General features: G+C 35.1%; 19 protein-coding genes. 3 read left to right on the top strand and 16 right to left on the bottom strand.

Going from position 1 to position 21583, the window contains the following annotated elements; genetic code table 11:
• Position 1: 1 nt before the first annotated feature.
• Entirely contained in the window at positions 2 to 1312 is a 1311-nt protein-coding gene (locus tag OZX56_RS08755; protein ID WP_277139626.1) for a PTS transporter subunit EIIC, read from the bottom strand.
• 160 nt (positions 1313 to 1472) lie between these two features.
• Here OZX56_RS08755 and OZX56_RS08760 point away from each other — a divergent pair, with 160 nt between their 5' ends.
• Positions 1473 to 2330, top strand: coding sequence for an AraC family transcriptional regulator (locus OZX56_RS08760; RefSeq protein ID WP_277139627.1), 858 nt, complete (start codon positions 1473 to 1475; stop codon positions 2328 to 2330).
• A 74-nt stretch (positions 2331 to 2404) separates the two neighbouring features.
• Here OZX56_RS08760 and OZX56_RS08765 read toward each other — a convergent pair whose 3' ends face one another.
• The 5 genes from OZX56_RS08765 to OZX56_RS08785 form a co-directional block, all read right to left on the bottom strand.
• Positions 2405 to 2578 (bottom strand): hypothetical protein, encoded by a 174-nt coding sequence (locus OZX56_RS08765; RefSeq protein WP_277139628.1) that lies wholly within the window; start codon positions 2576 to 2578, stop codon positions 2405 to 2407.
• Positions 2579 to 2647: 69 nt separating this feature from the next.
• Entirely contained in the window at positions 2648 to 3409 is a 762-nt protein-coding gene (locus tag OZX56_RS08770; RefSeq protein ID WP_277139629.1) for a LiaF domain-containing protein, read from the bottom strand.
• Positions 3409 to 3864, bottom strand: a complete 456-nt coding sequence (locus OZX56_RS08775) for a LytTR family DNA-binding domain-containing protein (protein ID WP_277125438.1) — start codon at positions 3862 to 3864, stop codon at positions 3409 to 3411. The genes OZX56_RS08770 and OZX56_RS08775 overlap by 1 nt, the downstream gene beginning before the upstream one ends.
• Before the next feature lie 148 nt (positions 3865 to 4012).
• The gene (gene purB, locus OZX56_RS08780; RefSeq protein WP_277139630.1) at positions 4013 to 5308 is read right to left on the bottom strand and encodes an adenylosuccinate lyase; all 1296 of its coding nucleotides are present in this window, start codon (positions 5306 to 5308) and stop codon (positions 4013 to 4015) included.
• Between the two features lie 3 nt (positions 5309 to 5311).
• Complete coding sequence (locus OZX56_RS08785) at positions 5312 to 6598, bottom strand: adenylosuccinate synthase (protein ID WP_277139631.1); 1287 nt, start codon at positions 6596 to 6598, stop codon at positions 5312 to 5314.
• 194 nt (positions 6599 to 6792) lie between these two features.
• On the opposite strand from OZX56_RS08785, the gene OZX56_RS08790 reads away from it, so the two are divergent.
• Positions 6793 to 7785, top strand: coding sequence for a GMP reductase (locus tag OZX56_RS08790; RefSeq protein ID WP_277139632.1), 993 nt, complete (start codon positions 6793 to 6795; stop codon positions 7783 to 7785).
• A gap of 282 nt (positions 7786 to 8067) precedes the next feature.
• Here OZX56_RS08790 and OZX56_RS08795 read toward each other — a convergent pair whose 3' ends face one another.
• Complete coding sequence (locus OZX56_RS08795; protein WP_277139633.1) at positions 8068 to 8283, bottom strand: hypothetical protein; 216 nt, start codon at positions 8281 to 8283, stop codon at positions 8068 to 8070.
• 119 nt (positions 8284 to 8402) lie between these two features.
• Here OZX56_RS08795 and OZX56_RS08800 point away from each other — a divergent pair, with 119 nt between their 5' ends.
• The gene (locus OZX56_RS08800; protein WP_277139634.1) at positions 8403 to 10118 is read left to right on the top strand and encodes a BspA family leucine-rich repeat surface protein; all 1716 of its coding nucleotides are present in this window, start codon (positions 8403 to 8405) and stop codon (positions 10116 to 10118) included.
• 64 nt (positions 10119 to 10182) lie between these two features.
• Here OZX56_RS08800 and OZX56_RS08805 read toward each other — a convergent pair whose 3' ends face one another.
• The 9 genes from OZX56_RS08805 to OZX56_RS08845 form a co-directional block, all read right to left on the bottom strand.
• On the bottom strand, positions 10183 to 11577 hold the full coding sequence (locus OZX56_RS08805; RefSeq protein WP_277139635.1) for an APC family permease: 1395 nt from the start codon (positions 11575 to 11577) through the stop codon (positions 10183 to 10185).
• Positions 11578 to 11721: 144 nt separating this feature from the next.
• On the bottom strand, positions 11722 to 12375 hold the full coding sequence (locus tag OZX56_RS08810) for a nitroreductase family protein (protein ID WP_277139636.1): 654 nt from the start codon (positions 12373 to 12375) through the stop codon (positions 11722 to 11724).
• 2 nt (positions 12376 to 12377) lie between these two features.
• Positions 12378 to 13268: an SDR family NAD(P)-dependent oxidoreductase gene (locus OZX56_RS08815; RefSeq protein ID WP_277139637.1), complete on the bottom strand. Its 891-nt coding sequence runs from the start codon at positions 13266 to 13268 to the stop codon at positions 12378 to 12380.
• Positions 13269 to 13409: 141 nt separating this feature from the next.
• Positions 13410 to 14003, bottom strand: coding sequence for a TetR/AcrR family transcriptional regulator C-terminal domain-containing protein (locus tag OZX56_RS08820; protein WP_277139638.1), 594 nt, complete (start codon positions 14001 to 14003; stop codon positions 13410 to 13412).
• 222 nt (positions 14004 to 14225) lie between these two features.
• Positions 14226 to 15455 carry a condensation domain-containing protein gene (locus OZX56_RS08825; RefSeq protein WP_277139639.1) on the bottom strand — a complete coding sequence of 410 codons (1230 nt, stop codon included), beginning with the start codon at positions 15453 to 15455 and terminating at the stop codon, positions 14226 to 14228.
• A gap of 39 nt (positions 15456 to 15494) precedes the next feature.
• Positions 15495 to 16904, bottom strand: a complete 1410-nt coding sequence (locus OZX56_RS08830; protein WP_277139640.1) for a glycoside hydrolase family 28 protein — start codon at positions 16902 to 16904, stop codon at positions 15495 to 15497.
• Positions 16905 to 17024: 120 nt separating this feature from the next.
• Positions 17025 to 18443, bottom strand: coding sequence for a glucuronate isomerase (gene uxaC, locus OZX56_RS08835; RefSeq protein ID WP_277140373.1), 1419 nt, complete (start codon positions 18441 to 18443; stop codon positions 17025 to 17027).
• 42 nt (positions 18444 to 18485) lie between these two features.
• Positions 18486 to 20075 carry a tagaturonate epimerase family protein gene (locus OZX56_RS08840; RefSeq protein WP_277139641.1) on the bottom strand — a complete coding sequence of 530 codons (1590 nt, stop codon included), beginning with the start codon at positions 20073 to 20075 and terminating at the stop codon, positions 18486 to 18488.
• A 48-nt stretch (positions 20076 to 20123) separates the two neighbouring features.
• The gene (locus OZX56_RS08845; protein ID WP_277139642.1) at positions 20124 to 21575 is read right to left on the bottom strand and encodes a glycoside-pentoside-hexuronide (GPH):cation symporter; all 1452 of its coding nucleotides are present in this window, start codon (positions 21573 to 21575) and stop codon (positions 20124 to 20126) included.
• Positions 21576 to 21583 lie beyond the last annotated feature (8 nt).

Consider the following 21583-nt stretch of genomic DNA (forward strand, 5'->3'; position numbering starts at 1 on the left):
CTTATTCTTTCACCTCTGCAGCTTCTCTTCTGGCAATTCTTTCAGCTACTTTTAGAAATGGTAAGTAAAGCAATGCCTGCAAAATAACAATAGCCACTTGTAAAACGACAACTTTCCAATCACCACCACTGGCTAAGAACCCATTGACAAACGGTGGAATGGTCCATGGGACTAGAACAGTTAAAGGTTTAACAAAGCCAACTGCTGTTGCAATATAACCAATTGTTGTTCCCATAATTGGACCAAGAACAAAGGGAAGCATTAGCGATACATTGAATACTACAGGTAAACCAAAAACTAACGGTTCATTAATGTTGAAGATTGTAGGAGCTAAAGCTAATTTAGAAACTTCTTTATATGGCTTCCACTTAGTAAATAGCAAAATAGCAATTAATAATCCTAATGTAGCACCTGTACCACCAATTTGACCAAAGACAATCCGAAATGAGTAATTAATAATATTGGGGGCTGTATGACCTGCAGCTGCAGCAGACATATTTTCATTCATCGCAACCATTAATGGTGCCTTCATAATAGAACTAGTAATAGTTGACGGATGAATCCCAATTGAAAACACGAAGTTAGCTAAACCAAACAAGAATGTAAAACCAGCGAAACTATTACCAACTTTGGTTAATGGCTTCTGAATGGCCATTGCAATAACATCAACTAAGCTTGTATTCCAAAAATCAATCAGTAAAGTACATGCAAGGCAAATAATACCGACAGTAATAAAAATAGGGATCATTAATTCAAAACTTGAAGCAACTGCTGGTGGTATTCCTTGTCCCAAATTAATCTTTAATGCCTTTAGTTGAGACAATTTGATAAATAATTCGGTTGCAACAAAACCAATGATAATACCTGCAAACATCCCATTTGTTCCAATTTTATCGTAAGTAACAATATTGGTAACATTGATCATTTTAGTTGAATTAACTGGCGCCACCTGAGTAGTAATTGGCATGATCGCAAACATACTAGCAATCGTGACTATAACAGCTGTCATTGGATTATCGAATTTTCTGGTTTTACAAAGAAAATATGAAATCATCGGAGCAACAAGCATTGCAGAAATATTTAACGTAGCATTATTAAGCAAGGTTCCAAAGTTTTGTAGCTTGATTAACAGATCACCTTTAGCCACAGCTGGAAATAACACACTATTCAGTAGTGTAGCTAAACCTGCCAAAACAAACATTGGCATAATTACTTGGAACGCATCTCTTAAAATCTTTAAATAAGTAATATTGCCAATCTTGGCCGCTATTTCAGTAAAGCGGTCAGTCAGTGACATTTTATTTTCATTCATTCGAGAACTATCCTTTCTCTAAAAAGTTTTGACAATTTTAAATTAAGCACTTAATCTATTTTTATGGTATTACTATGAAGCGCTACCAAAAAGATAAAAATTGTCACTTATTGTGTAAAAACTTATCTTTTTTCAAAACGTGGTGAGAAAGGAAGTCACTATGGTTTATCAATCTATAAACTATAAAGTTGGTCAAAAGTATGATATACAGTTAATTCACAACAATTCAACAAACTATTACGCCCCTAGCTGTTGGCATAATTCAATTGAGCTATTACTTTGTTATAGTGGATTAGCAGATGTAAAAATTGGTTCAAAAGAGCATCAAATTAATAAAGACGAAATACTATTTATCAATAGTACCAAGGCCCATTCTATTAAGTCTAATCACCCTTTTGTGATTCTAACTCTAACAATTAACAAAGAGTGTTTAGGTACATATCAAGAAATATTTCCATCCTTAGAATTTAACACTGAACAAACAAAAGATAACTTTCAGGACTTAATAAGCTTGCGCTGCTACATAGAAGAGCTAAGAGCTCTTAAACAGCAAACCAATATTAGAGGAATTGAGTTTAGAGAAAATGTTTGCATAAATGACATTATTTATTTACTGTTAACAAAAATGGAAATTAGTAACTCTAACGATAATTCATTTAGAAAGTCCAAACGTTTCGAAGAAACAATTTCGAATATCATGCTTTATATTGAGAAAAACTATGAAAAGCCATTAACTTTAGAAGATACGGCTAAATCTTTTTCATATTCTACTGCTTACTTTTCCAAGTTTTTCAGAAAGCATACAGGGATGTCGTATACAGAATACCTAACTAACGCTAGACTAAAGCATGCTTATTTTGATCTAATAATGACTGATCTTTCGATTACTAAAATTGCTTTAAAAAATGGCTTTGCTAATTCTAGGGCCTTTAGCACTTATTTTAAGCGTGTTTATGGAAATAATCCGCAAGAATATCGTAATATCATTCAATCTGAAAAGAGAACTAGTAACCAATAAAATCCGAACAATAGAAAGTCTAAAATTTGTACAAAAACCCTGTAATAACAACTTATTACAGGGAAAATTATTTTTTAATCACTTATTTTTTGTCCATATCCATATGAACCACTACATAAAATAGTTTTTTCAGCTGCTTTGGCAGACAATTTTAAACCTTTTTCAATTTCTTTTGCTGATATATTTTTGTATTCCTTATTATCCGGATAGCTTCTTACTTGCCGCAAAAATTCACGTTCATGTTTCACTAGTTTTTTAACTCCATAAATAACGTCATAAAAAACAAAAAATGCGTTTCATTAAGACACGCATTTTATTTATATATAATTAACATTAACATTTCCAAGTTTACTACTACCTGTCAAAACCAAGGTCGGTCCCTCGCCAGAAGACGTTCCCCGTACTTCAACCTCACCAAAGACTGAAGTAAGTTGGTCATCAACTTGCCAAGCTAACGGAATATAAATTGAAATTTCACTCATTGATGAATTAATATCCACCATTACAGTGTCACTAGCAGGTTTAGCAGCATCAAGGTAAACTTCAGCATCTCCCATTAGCGAATTAATAGTTACACTACGCAAATTCTGTGAGTGCACATAACGTGATACATCCGACATCCTCTGACTGATCACGATATCCGCATCATCAACACTTTTACTATCGCTGCCAAAAATATGATCAGCATGAAAAGACTTTTCCGTTCCCATTTTAGTCCAATTCCCCTTAAACTCATGGCCATTAACATAAACATGAGTCTTGTGACCATGTTTAGTAAAAATCAAATGCAAGCCCACACTAATTAGGCAAGCAGCCAGCAGCACAGTCCACGGCACAATCCGTGTAATTTTGAGCGGTTTAGCATAAATAATTAATAAAAATGCCATAGAAAATACTGTTGCTGTTATGCTTTTATTAACTATACCTGCGATTAAGCATGCACCAAAAATAATTGTCCAAAGGACTGTCCAAAAGTTCAGTTGGAAGGCCAACAAATTAAGCTGATTCATGACCAAAAAGGCAGCTGCAGCTAGCAAAGTAAGGCCCCAAAATATTTCTTTAATTTTATGTTTCTTCATTATAATGACCTTCTCTCATTTAACCGATCACGTAAACTATGGTAATAGTGTCGTGAAACATAGACAGCTTTATAAGTATCATGAAAGTGTACCTGACAATTCGAAATCGATCTGGTCAACGCGTATACTTGCCTTAAATTTAAAATCGTTGACTTCGACACCCGCATAAACTGACTACTTAACAAATCCTCAAGTTCGTATAACTTATAATCAATACTGAACGATTCACGCTTAGTATGAGCAATCACCTGTCGCTCTTCTGTCTCAAAAAACAAAATATCAGTTAAATACAAATAATATGAAGCACCATCTTTATGACACTCAAGCTGATCTGGTCGTTTATTAACCTCCTGAAGTTGCCGATAAACTTGCTCAACTTCTGCCGATAATTCTTTGGCATGAATTGTCACCACAGGTTCTGCAATATCGGGATCAAGATCAATCTTAACTTTCATGATTCTCACCTGCCTTTCACTATTTTATTAAACGCTAATTTATTATTAAAATCTAGCTTCTTTGCATAAGTGGTCAATTTTTAAGACTAAGATGTAATTTTTGCAGGTATCAAAAAAGCAGGCTTATTAACAGTCTGCTTTCAAACATTTATTCAAGTCCTAACTGAGCAAAGATTTCATCAACATGACTCAAATGATAGTGATAATCGAATGCATCATCAATCTCTGCCTGAGATAAATAATTTACAATCTCACTATTTTCCACTAATTTTTTAAATGAAATGCCTTCATTCCAAGACTTAGCGGTTAACTGCTGCACCATATCATAAGCTGTTTCACGAGCCAAACCCTCTTCATCAATTAACTTAAGCAGAAGTCTTTGTGAATAGATTAAGCCATAGGTTTTATCCATGTTTTTGCGCATCGTTTCAGGAAAAACATCGAGATTAGCCAAAATACGATTGAAGCGATCAAGCATGTAATCAATGCCAATTGTCGTATCTGGCAAAATTACTCGTTCAGCACTAGAATGCGAAATATCACGCTCATGCCATAAAGAGACATCTTCATAAGCAGTAACAATATTGCCACGCAGAACTCTTGCCATCCCACACAAATTTTCAGAACCAATCGGATTACGTTTATGTGGCATAGCTGATGAGCCTTTTTGGCCCGCTCTAAAATGTTCTTCAACTTCGTGGATTTCCGAACGTTGCAAGCCGCGAATTTCTGTTGCCCAGTTTTCAATACTAGTCGCAATCAAAGCCAAAGTAGCAATATATTCCGCATGTAAATCACGCGGTAAGATTTGGCTAGTAATCGGCTGACGCGTTAATCCCAGTTGCTGCATCACGCTGATCTCAACTGCTGGTGGAACGTTAGCAAAGGTACCCACTGCTCCAGAAATTTTGCCAGACTCCACTCCTTTAGCCGCGTGCTCAAAGCGGTCTATGTCTCGGTTAATTTCCGCATACCAACGAGCTAATTTTAAGCCAAAAGTTGTTGGTTCAGCTTGTACACCATGTGTACGCCCCATTTCAACCGTATACTTATATTTGATTGCTTTTTGTGCAATCGTCTGCTTTAAAGCTTGTAAATCTTGTCTGATAATCTCATCGGCTTGTTTTAATTGTAGTCCTTGAGCTGTATCAACCACATCAGTTGAAGTCAGCCCAAAATGAACCCATTTTTTCTCTGGGCCAAGGCTTTCAGAAACTGTCCGAGTAAAGGCAACCACATCATGATGGGTTACCTGTTCAAGTTCGGCAACCCTTTCGGCTGTAAAGCTAGCATTCTGGGCAATTTTTACTGCATCTGCTTTTGGAACTTCGCCAATTTCACTCCACGCGTTTGTAGCCGCAATTTCAACTTGTAGCCAAGTCGCATATTTATTTTCATCTGTCCAGACTTGACCCATTTGTGGTCGTGTATAACGTTCAAGCATAACTTATAATTCCCATGGATCTTGTAAAACAATCGTTTGTTGACGTTCAGGTCCGACCGAAACCGTTACTAACGGCACACCAACTAATTCACTAATGCGTTTTAAAAAACTCTGAGCATTCTTTGGCAAATCAGACCAACTCTTAGCGCCAGTAATGTCTTCATTCCAAGCAGGTAATTCCTCATAGACTGGTTTACAACGATCTAATTCCTTCAAACTAGCCGGATAATAGTCAATCGTTTGTCCATCAAGTTCATAAGCTGTTGCAACTTTAATTTGATCAAATCCACTAAAAATATCAAGTAAGTTCAGACTCAAGGCAGTAATCCCAGCAACCCTTTTAGCATGACGCAAAGCAACTGAATCAAACCAACCAACTCGACGCGGACGACCAGTAACCGTTCCATATTCATGTGCAGTATCGCGAATCCGATCTCCTGTAGCATTAAGTAATTCAGTTGGAAATGGTCCCTCACCTACCCTAGTCGTATAAGCCTTGCAGACACCAATAACCGTTTGCAAACGATTAGCGCCAACACCAATTCCGCTAGCAATTCCACCAGAGATGGTATTCGATGAAGTCACAAACGGATAAGTGCCTTCATCAATATCTAGCATTACTCCTTGGGCACCTTCAAGTAACACATTTTCATTGCGATCTAGGGCATCATTAACCAAAACAGAGGTGTCAGTAACATACTGAGCTAATTTTTGTCCATATTCATAATATTGCTCAAAAATTTCGTCAAACTCTAACGCAGGTTTACCATAAACTTTGGTAAACAAATCATTCTTTTCAGTCAAATTAGCATGTAACTTTTCAGCTAATGTCTCTTTTTCTAGTAAATCACAAACTCTGATGCCAATTCTCGAAGCCTTATCCATATAAGTTGGACCAATTCCATTCTTAGTGGTGCCAATCTTATTAGCGCCCTTTACTTCCTCTTGATATTCATCCTGCAAAATATCATAAGGCATGATGACATGCGCCCGATTAGAAATCTTAAGCTTGCTAGTATCAATATTGTTAGCCTCAAGGTTCTCAAGCTCACCCAGCAAAACTTCTGGATTAATCACCACACCATTACCAATTACAGCACTTTTAGCAGTAAAAATCCCTGATGGTGTTAATCTCATTTTAAAAGTTTTATCATCGATTTCTATGGTATGGCCGGCATTATTGCCACCATTTGCCCGGACTGCATAAGCTGCGTCTTTACTTAAAAAATCGGTAATTTTACCTTTACCTTCATCGCCCCATTGGCTACCAACAACTGCAACTGCTGTCATTACTATTCACCTCATAAAATTCCACAATATTACGATAATAATTTTACCAAGTCAATTGACATTAGTCAAATTTAAATACGAATTATTTAAGCTAATATATTTTAAATAGTTCGATTTTTATATTGACAAGCTCAAAAAATTCTATTATAGTTACTCACGTTCAATGATGTATGAATTTAGGAGTCGAGTTAATTATGAGTAATTACTTCAGCATGGAAGCCTTTGATTATGATGATATTCAATTAGTACCAAACAAGGGAATTATTAAGAGCCGAAGCGAAGCTGATACCAGCGTCAAGCTAGGAAACCGAACATTTAAATTACCGGTTGTTCCTGCAAATATGGAGAGCGTAATTAATGATAATTTAGCTATCTGGCTTGCCCAAAATGGTTACTATTATGTTATGCATCGTTTCCAACCAGAAAAACGACTTAATTTCATTAAAATGATGCACCAAAAAGGGCTTTTTGCTTCTATTTCAGTGGGCATCAAAGACAGTGAATACGACTTTATCGACAAGTTAGTTAGTGAGGGTATCACTCCCGAGTACATTACTATCGATGTCGCTCATGGCCATTCAGTCTTTGTTATTAAAATGATTAAATACATCAAATCTAAATTACCAGATAGTTTTTTAACTGCTGGTAATATTGCTACGCCTGAAGCAGTTCGCGAATTAGAAAATGCCGGAGCAGACGCAACTAAAGTTGGTGTCGGCCCTGGTAAAGCCTGTATTACTAAACTCAAAACTGGTTTCGGCACTGGTGGTTGGCAACTAGCTGCTCTTAGAATGTGTAGCAAGGTTGCTAGCAAACCAATTATCGCTGACGGCGGCATTAGACATAACGGTGATATTGCCAAGTCTGTCCGCTTTGGTGCAACAATGGTAATGATTGGTTCTATGTTAGCTGGGCACGAAGAATCCCCTGGCAATGTTATTAAGATTGATGGCAAAACTTACAAACAATACTGGGGTTCAGCTTCCGAAGTACAAAAGGGCGCCTATCGTAATGTTGAAGGTAAACAAATGCTAGTAGATTATCGTGGTTCAATTGCCGACACGCTAACAGAAATGCAAGAAGATTTACAATCAGCGATTTCTTATGCTGGTGGTAAAACCCTTAGTTCAATCAAACTTGTCGATTACGTCATCGTTAAAAGCTCAATCTTTAATGGAGACAAATAAATTTTTTAGCTAAATTTTAATTTAATGTAGCAATAAGACACCATTTCCGTTAAAATGATAATTGTCTTAGCACTGTTAGGTAGTCGGTGCTGAGACTTTTTGCATTTAAGGAAAAAATAATTGAATTAGTCTACTCAGGCATTTCTGCCGCATCTTGAATCGTTTTTAACAATGGTGTTTTGCCAAATCCACGGTCTTTGAAAGTTATCATGTAATGGCGGTGATTAATTCTACTAGCAAAATAAAGTATGTTACCACTGCCTTGATTATCGGATGATATCTCTACCTTAGTAATTTTTTCTTCCGCAAATATTTTCTAGTTAACTTATCAGCTGCATATCGTCTTATTCCTTTGTCAGTTGAAAGACCTTGTTGAACAATGTTAGCCAAACGACTATCGTATAAGTTATCATGAATAACTAATAAGCTATAACAACCAATAAGTAGTAGAACCAATGCTAACAATACAAATAAAAGCCTTTGAAACGTTCTTTTCATATTAAAACTCCTCATATATAAGCTATAAGCTCATTATACAGCTCCCTTAAACAGATTCTCAGCATTAATATACTTATCGTTATACAATGTGCGTGAAGCTTAAAAAAAGGAGGCTAATTATGAAAAAATTCTGGTCTAACAAGAAATTATTGGTAACATGCTGCAGCATCGTTAGCGCCGGGTTATTTACAATTGGATTAGCAAATCCGCAACCAGTACAGGCACGCGATTTATTGCCAAACACAACTACCACTAACAGTAATCAACACTTAATTGGCATGGATGGATCTTGTCAGTGGGACTACGATCCAAGCAGTAAGACTTTAACCTTCAGGCCCCAAAAGCCTAATGCTAGCCTTTCCTCAACTCCTATTACTAAACTTAATTCGCAATTTAAAGAACTCAAACAAATTAACTTTACTCACCCAGTTAATTTAGCCAAAAATTCACAGAGTAAATTTAAAGATTTAACTAAACTGGAAAATATTCAAGGACTCAATTTAGTCAATACAGGCAATGTAACCAATATGATGGCGATGTTTGAATATGACCACAATTTAACTAAGCTAGACTTAAGTAATTTTAATACTAAAAAAGTAACTAACATGAATGCCATGTTCGCCAGTATGGAAAGATTAACTGAGCTTAATGTCAACAAGTTTGATACCAGCAATGTAACTAATATGAATTATATGTTTGAAGGGCTTAGTAAAGTCACTAGTTTAGATCTTAGTAACTTTGATACCGGCAAAGTTACTTCAATGAGCGGAATGTTTGCTCGTGACAGTGAGCTTACCAAATTAGATTTGCGTAGCTTTAATACCATTAATGTCCAAGATATGGATTATATGTTCAGTGACTTAACAAAGATTAAGTCGTTAAATTTAGCTAGTTTTAATACTAGCAATGCAGTAGATCTTAGCTACATGTTTCTTGACGATACTAACTTGACATCGCTTGATCTTAGTAACTTTGATACTACTCAAGCTGCCAAATACGATTTACGTACACTAGGAATCTTAGCCAATTGCGGTAATCCCGAGGGTTTCGTATTAAAACTAGGTAACCACAGACTCAGGAAGTCAGCTTTTATTGGCAACAAAATGACGCAAATTAGAGCAATTGGTAATGGTGAGCTTGACCACCCACAAGGCGCAACTTATTCACTCAAACAATTCCAAAACTTATACAACCAGGCCGCCAAAAATTGTCCTACCGATACATATATTATGTCCAAGGGTAAGATTGTGAATTTTAAGCAAAAACCTCTCGCAATAGTTGATCGAACTACTAAGCACAACGCTTATCTCTATGATCGAACAGGTCTACGTGTCAACCAAATTACTATCCAAGCAGATTCCAAAGTTGCTACTTACGACTCAGCTGTTATTAACGGCAAGAAGTTTTACTATATGGGCAATGGACTATATATTGCTAATGACGATATTGGAACTACTACCAAGGGTAATGGTAACTTGCTTGTTAATGGCAAAGCAGTTGCTCAAACAACCCTAACTGATCAAAACGATTTACCAACAAGTATTGTAGTCTTTAAACCGAATAAGACAATTTCAAGTGCCATTATAAAAAACAAAAATGGACAAAACTATTATGAAGCAGATGCAGAGCATATCATTCCCGCTGATCGTTATGCTACAACCAAGCGTAAATTGATCCACAATGCCTATCTTTACGCCCCTAACGGTAAACGCATTGGCAAAAAGGTGCTAAAGCGCAAACAAGTCTATTCAACTTATGGTAATGCAGTCTTGATTGGCAAGCACTATTATTATTTCCTGGGAAATAATCAGTATGTCAAAGCTGCTAATTTTTAAAACAAAGAAAAAGCAGTGAATCAATATTCCGTCGAATATTGACCCACTACTAGGTTAGTATGTTTTATTTGCGATCTTTTCTTGAAATCAAAAACATTGCTAGCGGTAAAATTACTAACCCAAAAAGCATTACTGCAATTGCTGACCAATTAACACCAATTACTTTTCCATTATCGACTATACCAAACTGCAGCTGCCAATCATATTTTATTAATAGAAAGCCAACTAAAATAATAGAAAAAATCGGAGCAATTAGATCAGTCCAAACATTTTTATTTGCAGGTAAAACAGCTTCCTTACTTTTATCAAAATAAAAGGCAATTACTGCTAATGGCACGACTAAATAACCTAAAAATCTGACTATGGCACTTAGCGTAATTAGATTGGTTAAATTATATTGAAAAGCCAGTGGCACTAAAATTGCTAGTGCAACAGAGATAAGAAATGTTCTTGCCGGAAAGTTGTGCTCCGTGCGCTTAGTTAAGGATTGCGAAAGTTGTTGCTGACGGGCCATTGCTTCCAAGATTCGTGGCGCATTAAAGCTTGAAGCAATATTGACGCCTAACATCGAAACTAGTGCGCCAACTAAAATTATTGCTCGCAAGATTTTATTATTAAAAACTGCACTAATTGCCACCACTTGTTTAGTAGTCATCAATGCCCGCGGATTAAGTAATATTGCCACTGTTATCACACCAATATAAATAATCGCAATTATCAAAATAGCCAGTGGAATTGCCTTAGGGAGATTTTTTTCCGGCTTTTGCATATCATCAGAACCAGAAGCTATCGACTCAAAGCCCGTAAATACGAAAAAAGCAGCGACTACTGCCATGACAAAGTTAGTTAGTGTTATATTCGGAACAATTTTTTGACCATGCTGAGTAATTTGATCAACTACTGTCAGATCAAGTGAAGTCCCACTCTTTAACAGTAGACTAGCACCAGCAATAATAATTAAGATTAAAGCAGCAATTTTACCAACTGTTGCAATATTCATTACCAACTTCAAAAACTTCTGTCCCAATAAATTGATCATAGTAATAATTGACATCAATAATAAAAAGCCCAGCGTAATATTAACTGGATTATCTGCTTGGCCACCAAAAATAGCAATTGTCGATTTGATCACTCCTACAGCCATTACGCCCCAAGCTACACTAGCTGAAAAATAGCGTAAAATTCCAATATAAAAGCCGACATTATCGCCAAAAGCTGCCTTCGCATAAGCATATGCAGCTCCTGATTTAGTTACATATTTAGCTGCTGCTGCAAATGAGATAGCTATAATTGCTGCCAAAGTCGCAGCAATTAGATAAACCATTAATGCCTTGCTTCCTACCCGCTTTACTACACTACCTGGTGTTAAAAAAATACCAGATCCAATGATTGAATTAATCGCCAGCAATACAATCGACCAGAAACCCAGCTTATCATTAAACTTTCTGCTTTTTTCCATTATTAATTACCTCATTATTACTAATCTTACTAACATTATAATCGGTAATAAGTAAGGTAAGTGATTATTTGTTTATACAAAAATAGTAGCAATAAGCTTAATTCATTGCTACTATTAAAGTATAATTATTTTAATCTTTATAATTTAATCAAATTTAAACACTTGCTTAACAGGATAACGTACAGACTTAACTTCGGGAACATAATCTTTGGTAGTCTTACCCACTGCAATTGCCATTACTGGAACAAACCGTTTAGGATCCAAATCAAACATTTCTGCCGCTTTAGTAGTATCATAACCACCAATTGGGTTAGTGTCATAACCATGCGCACGTGCCACTAACATGAACTGCATGGCGGCTAAAGATGAATCAACCGCAGAATCCATTACCAAGGTGTCATAATCCGCATGCTCATACAAAGGCAAAAAGGTACTAAAAACCTCATCCAATTTTGCTTTATCAATCTGACCATTATGATACGCCTTAGTCCAAAGATCGCGATATGACTTATATGCATCAGTATCGCCAAACAACAATACCATCGCTGAGCAAGTATCTATTTGCGGCGTATTGAACTTCATAAAATATTGCTTTAATTTTGCTTTACCTTCTTCAGTGTCCACAATGACAAAATGCCATGCCTGCAAATTACATGATGACGGCGCCGTAGTCGTCTCTGTAATCATTTGTTCAAATTCTTCATGTGAAATTTTCACTGTTGAGTCAAAGTTTCTTACCGATTGTCGATTAAATACTACGTCTTTGAAATCATTATTTACAATTTGTTTATCTGTCATAATTAATTATCTCCTTCTACTTTATGTGTTTGAGTTAAAAATGGAGCTAATGCTTGCAAGTCTGGACCTTTGCCCTCTGGAATACCTTTTGTTCTACCAACGATCGCATCATTTACACCTGGATGGGTCAAAATATAAAACTTATCATCCTCAAGTGCTTTAAAAACAAGCTTTGCTACGCCATCAAGTGCCATGCCTGTTATAATATCAACCTTAGCCTGTTTTTGTCCAGCTTTAAAAGTTTCACTAGTATAATAAGGATCGCTTTTATCAGTATATTTTTCCGGGCGATGCTTTTCTGTATGATATAAGTCTGTTTGGACAAAGGCTGGACAGAATACATGTAACCCAACATTGGCTTGAGCAACTTGTAAGTCATATTCAACTGCCTCACTCATCCCGACGACAGCGAACTTAGTCGCGTAATATGCTGGCATTTGTGGACTAGTCATTAACCCTGCAATTGATGCTACATTCAAAATGTCGCCGTGTTCTTTCTGTTTGCGCATAATTGGAATTACGCGTTTTAATGCCCAAACTTGACTCATTAAGTCAGCATGCAAGATCCATTCCCAATCCCTAGTTGGCAATTCCCAAACTGGGCCAGGAATAGCAACACCTGCTGAGTTTATCAATAAATTAATTTGGTCATATTTATTCATTGCCCGATTAACTAGATTATCAATCTCAGTTTCTTCAGTTACATCAGTAAGCACACTAATTGCTTGCGCACCAATTTCCTTAACATCTTGTAACGTTTTTGCTAATGCTGGTTCATCAATATCTGCCAATACAAGTTTCATGCCGCGTTTAGCTGCTTCTAAAGCAAACTCACGCCCAAAACCATGTGCTGCACCGGTAATTACTGCAACTTTATCCTTAAATTCTTTCATCACGAAATATCCTTTCTTTGTTAAGCTTATAACTAAATATTTCTTATATTTACATTCTAAGCGTTTTCAAAAGCAATCAAAGATACAATTAACAGATTTTGTAATATATCTTACAAAATCGATAAATCATTAGAATACTAATTAACAAAATAAGTTCTTATTTTTATCAGCTACTTTAAGAGAATAGACAATAATATCTTGCTGTGTTCGACACAACCGTTGCCTAATCTCGTCTGGTGTTTCTTTTTGACCATTACCTAGCCAATCAAAGATAATTTCAGTAAACCCACCTGTAAACATTTCTGCAATAAATAATCTGTCATCTGCTCGAACTTGCAAATGGTATTTTTTAATAATTTCATCGATATAGCCCAATAAAACATTGATTTGCGGTTTTCTGAAAAATAAATTAAATTGATAAATATCTAGACTATCATAAAATGCTCGTCCCAATAATTGGTTATTCTGAAAATAAGTTAAGACTTTATACAAATCTTCATCCCATTTTTTATAGCCTTTGGATTCATTTAACAGAGCAATAATCTCGTCTTGAACCGTCCATTTGATAAGATCTTGAACATCTTCAAAATGATAATAAAAAGTTGGCCTAGTTTTATTTGCTACTTCTAAAAGTTCTCTCACCGTTATCTTGTTTAATGGTTCTTTTTTAAGTAACTGCTTTAGTGCACCAGAAAAATCTCTTTTAGTTTGTAAACTAATTTCAGTATTCTTCATTTTTTGCCTCTTCTGCACATCATGATTTTAATTAAGCAACTATCTATAAAGCGCTTTTTTAATACTTTAATTATAGATTGTTTTCTATTGCACAAGCAATACATTGACCAAACTTTTTTTAGTCTCTTAGCAGCCTTTCTATATCGACAATGGCAGCCTAAACAAAAAATACTTTAAGTAATATAACTTAAAGTATTCTGTAATCAAGCTTTATTAGTCGATTTAATCAAATAATACATTCAATGAAAAATTATTAATTAAATCAGCTACACTTTGGGTCAGTGCCAAACCAACTGCATATTCAGATTCTGTTCCGATCATGTTAAAAGACAAGTGTAACTGCTGTTGATAAGTTACAGCTGCTATTTGAAACATTGGAGCAATTCTGAAACCACCTGTCAAGATTACTCGTTTAATTTTATTACCAGTAAAAGCTAATTTACCACTATCAAGAATTCCAAAATTAGTATATCCAATTTCACGAATGTGATAATTAGCTTGCACGATTTCTTGTAACTTAGTTAAGGGTTGATCTTTATAATTATCTAGCAATGCTTTAATCGAATCAAAGCATTGATATTCATGCTTCAGCTCAAGCATTTTCTGATGTACATGTTCAACTAACCTTTCAAAAGATTCTTCTGGACTCGTACTAATTGATAAATTATATCTTGAAGTCAGGTTGGCTACTTGTACACCAGCAACTTTGGGCCCAAATTTACGCATATCTGCTGGACAAGCAAAAGAAATCGTATCATTACCAGAAAAGCGTTGCACAACATGACCGAATGCTGCCATTACTATATCATTTACCGTCACTTTAGCAATATGACTCGCTCTAAATAAGCGGTCAGTATTTTTTTGGCTTAGACAAACATTCCCAACACAATAATGTTGCTTACCTTCCTTAGCTAGCTGTGGCAGCGAAAGAGGCTTAGTAGGATGATCACTTCTAACAGATGAAGGTTGATAATCCTGCAACATTTCTTCTAGCCAATCAATATTTTGATAATTATGAACATTCTTTAGAACATCAGGTCCTTCAGAATAAGCCATTGCTAGTAAATAAAGAATTTGTTTACTGCCAGCACCATCGGTTAAAATATGACTAAAGTAGATGATTAAGTTAGTTTGACCATTTCTATCATTCCAATAAATTCTTATTTGTGGCTCCAGCATTAAATCCCAATTTTCGGCATCAAGATCAGGATCCACCACATTATATTTGATTAAGTCGTTACAATTAGTTGTGACTTGTTCAAAACTATTAGTATTAACTTGATACCTACATAATAATTCTGGAACTATTTTTACTACAGCACCTACTGCCTCAATAAAACGCTGACGATCTAAAATTGATTCGAACTGTATTTCACACCGAATAACTGGATACAACGTATCCAAGCCAATAGTGTGATTGATATTTAATGGCTCGCCCATATATATTGTCATTAATTACTCTCCCTAAATATTAAATTATAAACGATTAAACTAATTATTATGTACTAATCCAGTATTATTAAAATTATGGACAAAGATTCCAGTATTCGCACCATAAACATTGACCCCATTAAAATGTACATTGTTAGTATTCTCCATCCAAAAACCTGCATCTGCAAACTTCTTGCCGTTAGTTATCATCTCTGGTTTTTGCGGAATAGCATTTGGAGCCATTGTGACAGAATAGTTCGTTAAAGTTAAGTTAGCGACTGGCGACTCTGGAAGTCCGTATACAAATCCCGCCACTGAAGAAACTCCTGTAGCTGTAATATCTGAAAGGCTAACATTTTTAATAGTCGGTGTCCCAGCATTAATTGGTTGTTTTTGAGTTGAAAGATAGTTTTCTGAAACTGCTCCACTTTTACCATAATATTCATTAATCGCTAATGGTGTTAACACATCTTGCATAATAATATTAGAAACAGATATATTGTTAATTGTTCCACCTCTTCCCCTGCGAGTCTTCATTCGAATGCCTCGATCTGTATGATCAAATACGTTACTATTAATTACTACATTCTCTATATCTCCACTCATTTCACTTCCTAAAACAACACCACCGTGACCGTGCTGCATTAAATTATTGGCAATAATAATATTATGACAGGAGCTTTTCGGAATAGTTGTTTCAATACCCGACTTAATAGCTATGCAATCATCACCGTCACTAATAGTATTGTTAAGAATTTTTACATCACTAGAAGATTCTGGATCAATCCCGTCAGTATTCGGAGAGTCCAAAGGATTATCGATCGTTATACCTTGAATTAAAACATTATCGCTTTCAAGAGGATGTATCGTCCAGGCAGGCGAATTTATTAATTTTATACCTGTTATTTTTATATTTGAGCTATAGTCAAATGCAATTAAAAATGGTCTCGTATATTTTAGTGGCGTACTCGTTGCTTGTTTCAGTGGACCATTCTTGGCATCATTGTACATTTTCCACCATGCTTTTCCATTGCCATCCAGAGTCCCACTACCCGTTATTGATACATTATGGACTTTATTACCATATATATCTGGATGGTGCATCTTGATTTGACTGCCTTCATATCTGGTATTAACTGCAGGATAATCTGAAAACTTATCTGAAAAAACTAACTTAGTACCATGATCTAAATGTAACTCTAAGTTACTTTTAAGATTTAAATATTTCAGATGATATGTACCGGTATCAATGGTTAATTTACCACCACCATTACTAGCTAGCTTATCAATTGCTGCTTGAATTTGGTGTGTCGCATCTTTTTTACTAGAACGATTATGAATAACCATTGTCGTTTGCTTATTGCCTGATTTTTTAGCATTAACTGTACATATTTGCGTATTAATACCTAATATTATTACTACAAAGGATAATATTTTTATAAAAAGATGTTTTCTATTAATATATTTCATTAGCAACTTCCTATTTATAAATAAAAAGGTACTAGGAACTTAACTACTCTCCTAGCACCTTTTTCATGTTTAATTTTTCAAGTAGATAATTAAGAAAAGTTCTAACTATTTTCAGCCTAATTAATCAAAAAAACCGAAATAATTTTTCGCATTATTATACGAAATATCTTGAACAATTTTACCTAGCTTTTCAGTATCATTTGGTACCCTACCTTCTTGAGCCAATTTACCATAAAAATTACACAAAACACGTCTAAAGTACTCATGACGAGGATAAGATAAAAAGCTTCTTGAGTCAGTCAACATTCCAACAAAATTAGGTAACAAACTTTGTTGAGCAAAAATTCTTAACTGCTCATTCATACCTTCAGCAGTATCATTAAACCACCAACCAGCACCTAATTGAAGCCGCTGCTTGGTACCACCTTGAAAACAACCCATCATTGTGGCTAATTCCATCCAATCATTATTATTCAGTGAATAAAAAATAGTCTTAGGAATCTGATTAGTATTCTGCATTGCTGTATAAAGTTGTGATATTTGCGCTACAATGTCCGGTTGAGTACCTACAGCATCATAACCTGTATCAGGGCCAATTTTATCAAACATTGGGCGATTTAAATCTCGATCCGAATTAATATGAAATTGCATGGTCCAATTAAACTCGTTATTCAAAGCCATTAAGTTTTCTAATAGCATTGTCAAATATTGATCAACTTCTGTTTGACTAAGTTCCTCATTAGCCATTCCCTTTTTGACAATGATATCCAGTTCATCTTCACTAGCTTCTTTAAAGTGGTACTTCAATAGTGAATGATCAGATAATCTTCCACCCATAGAATCAAAGAATTCAAATCTTTGATGTAGCGCCCTCACTATATCATTGAAACCATTGATCTCAATACCAGAAACATCACTCAAAGTTTTTATGTAACTTCCATAATCTTCTCGATCAATTTGAATTAATTTGTCTGGTCTCATTGCTGGCAATGTCTTAAAGCCATTGATCTCTTCATCTTTTTTAATCAATTTATGATATTTTAAATCTGAAGCAGGATCATCCGTTGTACAAACCACTTGTACATTAGAATTTTTAATTAAATTTCGTGGCTTAAAGTCTTCTGTTTGAAGCAATTTATTAGCTTTTTTCCAAATTCTTGGTGCTGATTCTTCAGTAAATTCCTCATCAATATGGAAAAAACGCTTCAATTCTAAATGTGTCCATTCATACAACGGATTTCCATAAGAACGCTCAATTGTTTTAGCCCATTCAATAAACTTTTTATAATCATCGCCATTACCAGTAATATACTTCTCATCCACACCATTGGCACGCATCAAACGCCACTTATAATGATCGCCATACGTACCTTCATTGAGCCAAATTTTAGTAATATTTGGATAATTTTTATTTTCATAAATCTCTTCTGGATTCAAATGACAATGAAAATCAATAATTGGCATTTTCGCAGCATAGTCATGAAACAATGTTTTAGCAGTCTCATTACTTAATAAGAAATCTTGATCTAGTAAACTCATATAACTAACACTTTCTACCATACTTAATATTTCAACTTTTACTTATTTAGAAATATCAGTTTTAGGCTCATTTTTATCTAGAGCCTCTTGTTTAGTCTTAACTACACCTTGCAGCAAATCTAAGTGCTCACCAATATGAATGTTTAGATACTTATCATAAAGATCTTGGTTCTTAAGAAGAATATCCCAGAACTTATCACGATACACATAGTGATAATTATGCTTCAAATTCATTATTGGACCAAACATTGTATGCAGAATCTGCCGTGAGTCATCGTTATCAAGCAGGCTTATTACATTTTCACTTGTTATCGTTTCAGGTTTAGGAGCAGTACCGTCACTTTGTGCATTAAAAACATAATAATCTTTGACGTCATCTAAGTTTTCATAAGCAAATCTATATAATTCTTGCATAAATTCTGGATCTTTATGAGCAATTACTCTTAACGCTTCAAGCCAATTAGTTCCAGCCGTCTTCACGTGCCAACCGTTATCTTTAGATACACGACCAATAATTTCATAAACTGATAACTTATCTGAACCAGAGTGAATACTCAATCTATAACCAAAGTGTTCAGCAATAGCTTCATGAACACGATAATCTTTTTCAAATTCTTGAGGATCACCAATATAATCAATGGCTTTTTGGAATTCACCCACAAATCTTGGAGCCATTGAAGTTGGTGTGATGCCACGACGGTTCAATTCATTAGCAAAGAAATAATGGTTAGGATTAGTAGTTCGATATGGTGTTTCATCCATTGAAACTTCAAGATCTAAATTGTAAGGAACAATGTATTTTTGATAAACATCTATGGCAAATAAAATTGCATCGTAGAACGTTAGAACAGATTCTTCAACATCATGTTTATTAAATTTAACGGAATAGCCATTGCCCAAATCAAAAGTTTTATTTAAATATGTATCATTAAAATATTTAATCTGGTCTGGATCTAGTTCATTAAAGCGCTTATCTAATTCTTCATCGCTCAAATTGACGGCGTCATTGTTAATAACTTCAGTCAAATCAAGTGTAATGATTGAGCATCCAATCTTAACTGCATAATCTACCTCATACGGGGTTTTAACATGATCACCATCTGCGCCCCATCCATAAGTAAAGCCTTCTTCAAACACCGCCCACGAGGCAGATTGAAAAACATCTGTGTTAGTGCGATTCATCAAAACTAGTTCACGGATAGACTGTTGTGCCAAGACTGGCATTACGCCTCGGTCTTTAAATAGTCTAATATGCGCGTTTGATGCATTCCCTAAACGATCTCCTAATCCAAAAGTATATTTATAATTGCGTCGTGAAGTAGGTCTCATCCACTTAAAGCGTTTTGCTAGAGCTACATTATTCTTTTCATTTAATTCGCCAACTAAGAGCTTTGAGTCAACATCTACCATTGAATCTTTAGCATCAAAATCACCAGCAGTTAATAAGTTTTCATAAACAACTAAACTCTTTTGAACAATGCCTTTATCATCCGGTTGATGCAAAATAAAGTAAACATTTCTACGATCAATTTGAATAGATGGAGTATATATTTCTTTATTGCTCAAATTACTATAATCTCCATCAGCTGCATAAACTTCCTTAACATCATCTAATAACTTATTCAAGTTCATTATTATTTCCTCCATATTTAAATACTTATCTTCAATCTATTAAATTTACTATTCGCCAATTTTTCCACCTTTCCAACGTCCATGATCCAAGTCATTAGCAATTTCGCCAAAACGCTGGTCATCAAGCTTATATAAAAAACCAATTATAATTGCTGCAAAAATCAAGCAAACGCCTGGATACAATGTCATTGCTGCTTTTATGCCTTGCATAGCTCCTGCAGTTTGATGTGCATTAGCAACGTACCCTGTTAAAGCTAATATTCCTGAAGAAACAATCGCTGCAATCGATTGAGCAATTTTTCGTGAAAAATTAAACGCTGCATAGGTCAATCCTTCTTTACGAACACCAGTACTCCATTCACCGTAATCAATAGCATTGGATACCATTGCCCAAGTTATACCATTTGGTATCGCTAAAGCAGTATAGCCAATAGTTACCAAAATAATAAATGTTACAATATTATCAGGTAAAATAAAGTTCAAAATATTAGCAATTGCACCGATAGCAAAACTAAACATAACGGTTTTCTTTTGACCAAAATGTTTAGTAAGTGTTGGGATCATAAATACTCCAACAATTGAGCAGCCCATCATGATAGCGTTAATAATTGGCTGAAGACCAATATTACCTAAATCATATTCTGCATAGAAAACCATCATTTGATTATTAGTATTCATTGCCGAAATCGTAAATAACGTCATTAAAATTAATGCACCAAGTGGTCCATTCTTAAAAATAACTTTAAAGTAATCCTTAAAGCCCTCTTTTTCAGTATTACCACTTCTATTTACATGAACATTTTCTTTAGTTCCTAAATAACAAATTGCAAACATAGCAACACCAATAATTGCAAAGATCAATGCTGCCCAGAAATATCCCCGTTGTTGATTGCCTTTACCAATCATAACTGTTAGAGGAATGAATGCCACACCAGCAACAAACTGTGCACCTACTGATCCTACTTGTCTAGTAGTTGCCATAAAGCTTCTGTCCTCAGTATTTCTTGACATAACGGAGGCTAATGATCCGTATGGATCATTAGTAAACGAATATACAAGACCCCAAATCATGTACGCAGCATATGCATAAATAATCTTCTGAGTCATCGAAAGACCACTCGGCATCATAAAAGTCAGAACAGTTAAAATACCTAAAATAATGGCTGAGACCATCATAAACGGACGAAACTTTCCACGTTTGCCAATATTTTTCCGATTATCAACCACAGAACCAGCAATTGGATCCATGAATGCATCAAAAATTTTAGTAAATGCAAAAATCCCACCGACAGCACCAGCACTAATTCCTACACCGTCAACCCAAAATTTAGTTAAATATGATTGCCCAAGATCAAACATAAAACCATTTCCGAAATCTCCAAATCCATAAGCGATTTTTTGATACATTGGTATATGCTTAGACGAATCATTCATTAACATATCTTTATTTTGTTCAACAATATCTTTATTAACGGTATCCGCTGAATCAGCGTTTTCCATATTACACC

Origin of the sequence: Lactobacillus sp. ESL0684 (genome assembly GCF_029392675.1) — a bacterium.
GTDB lineage: Bacteria > Bacillota > Bacilli > Lactobacillales > Lactobacillaceae > Lactobacillus.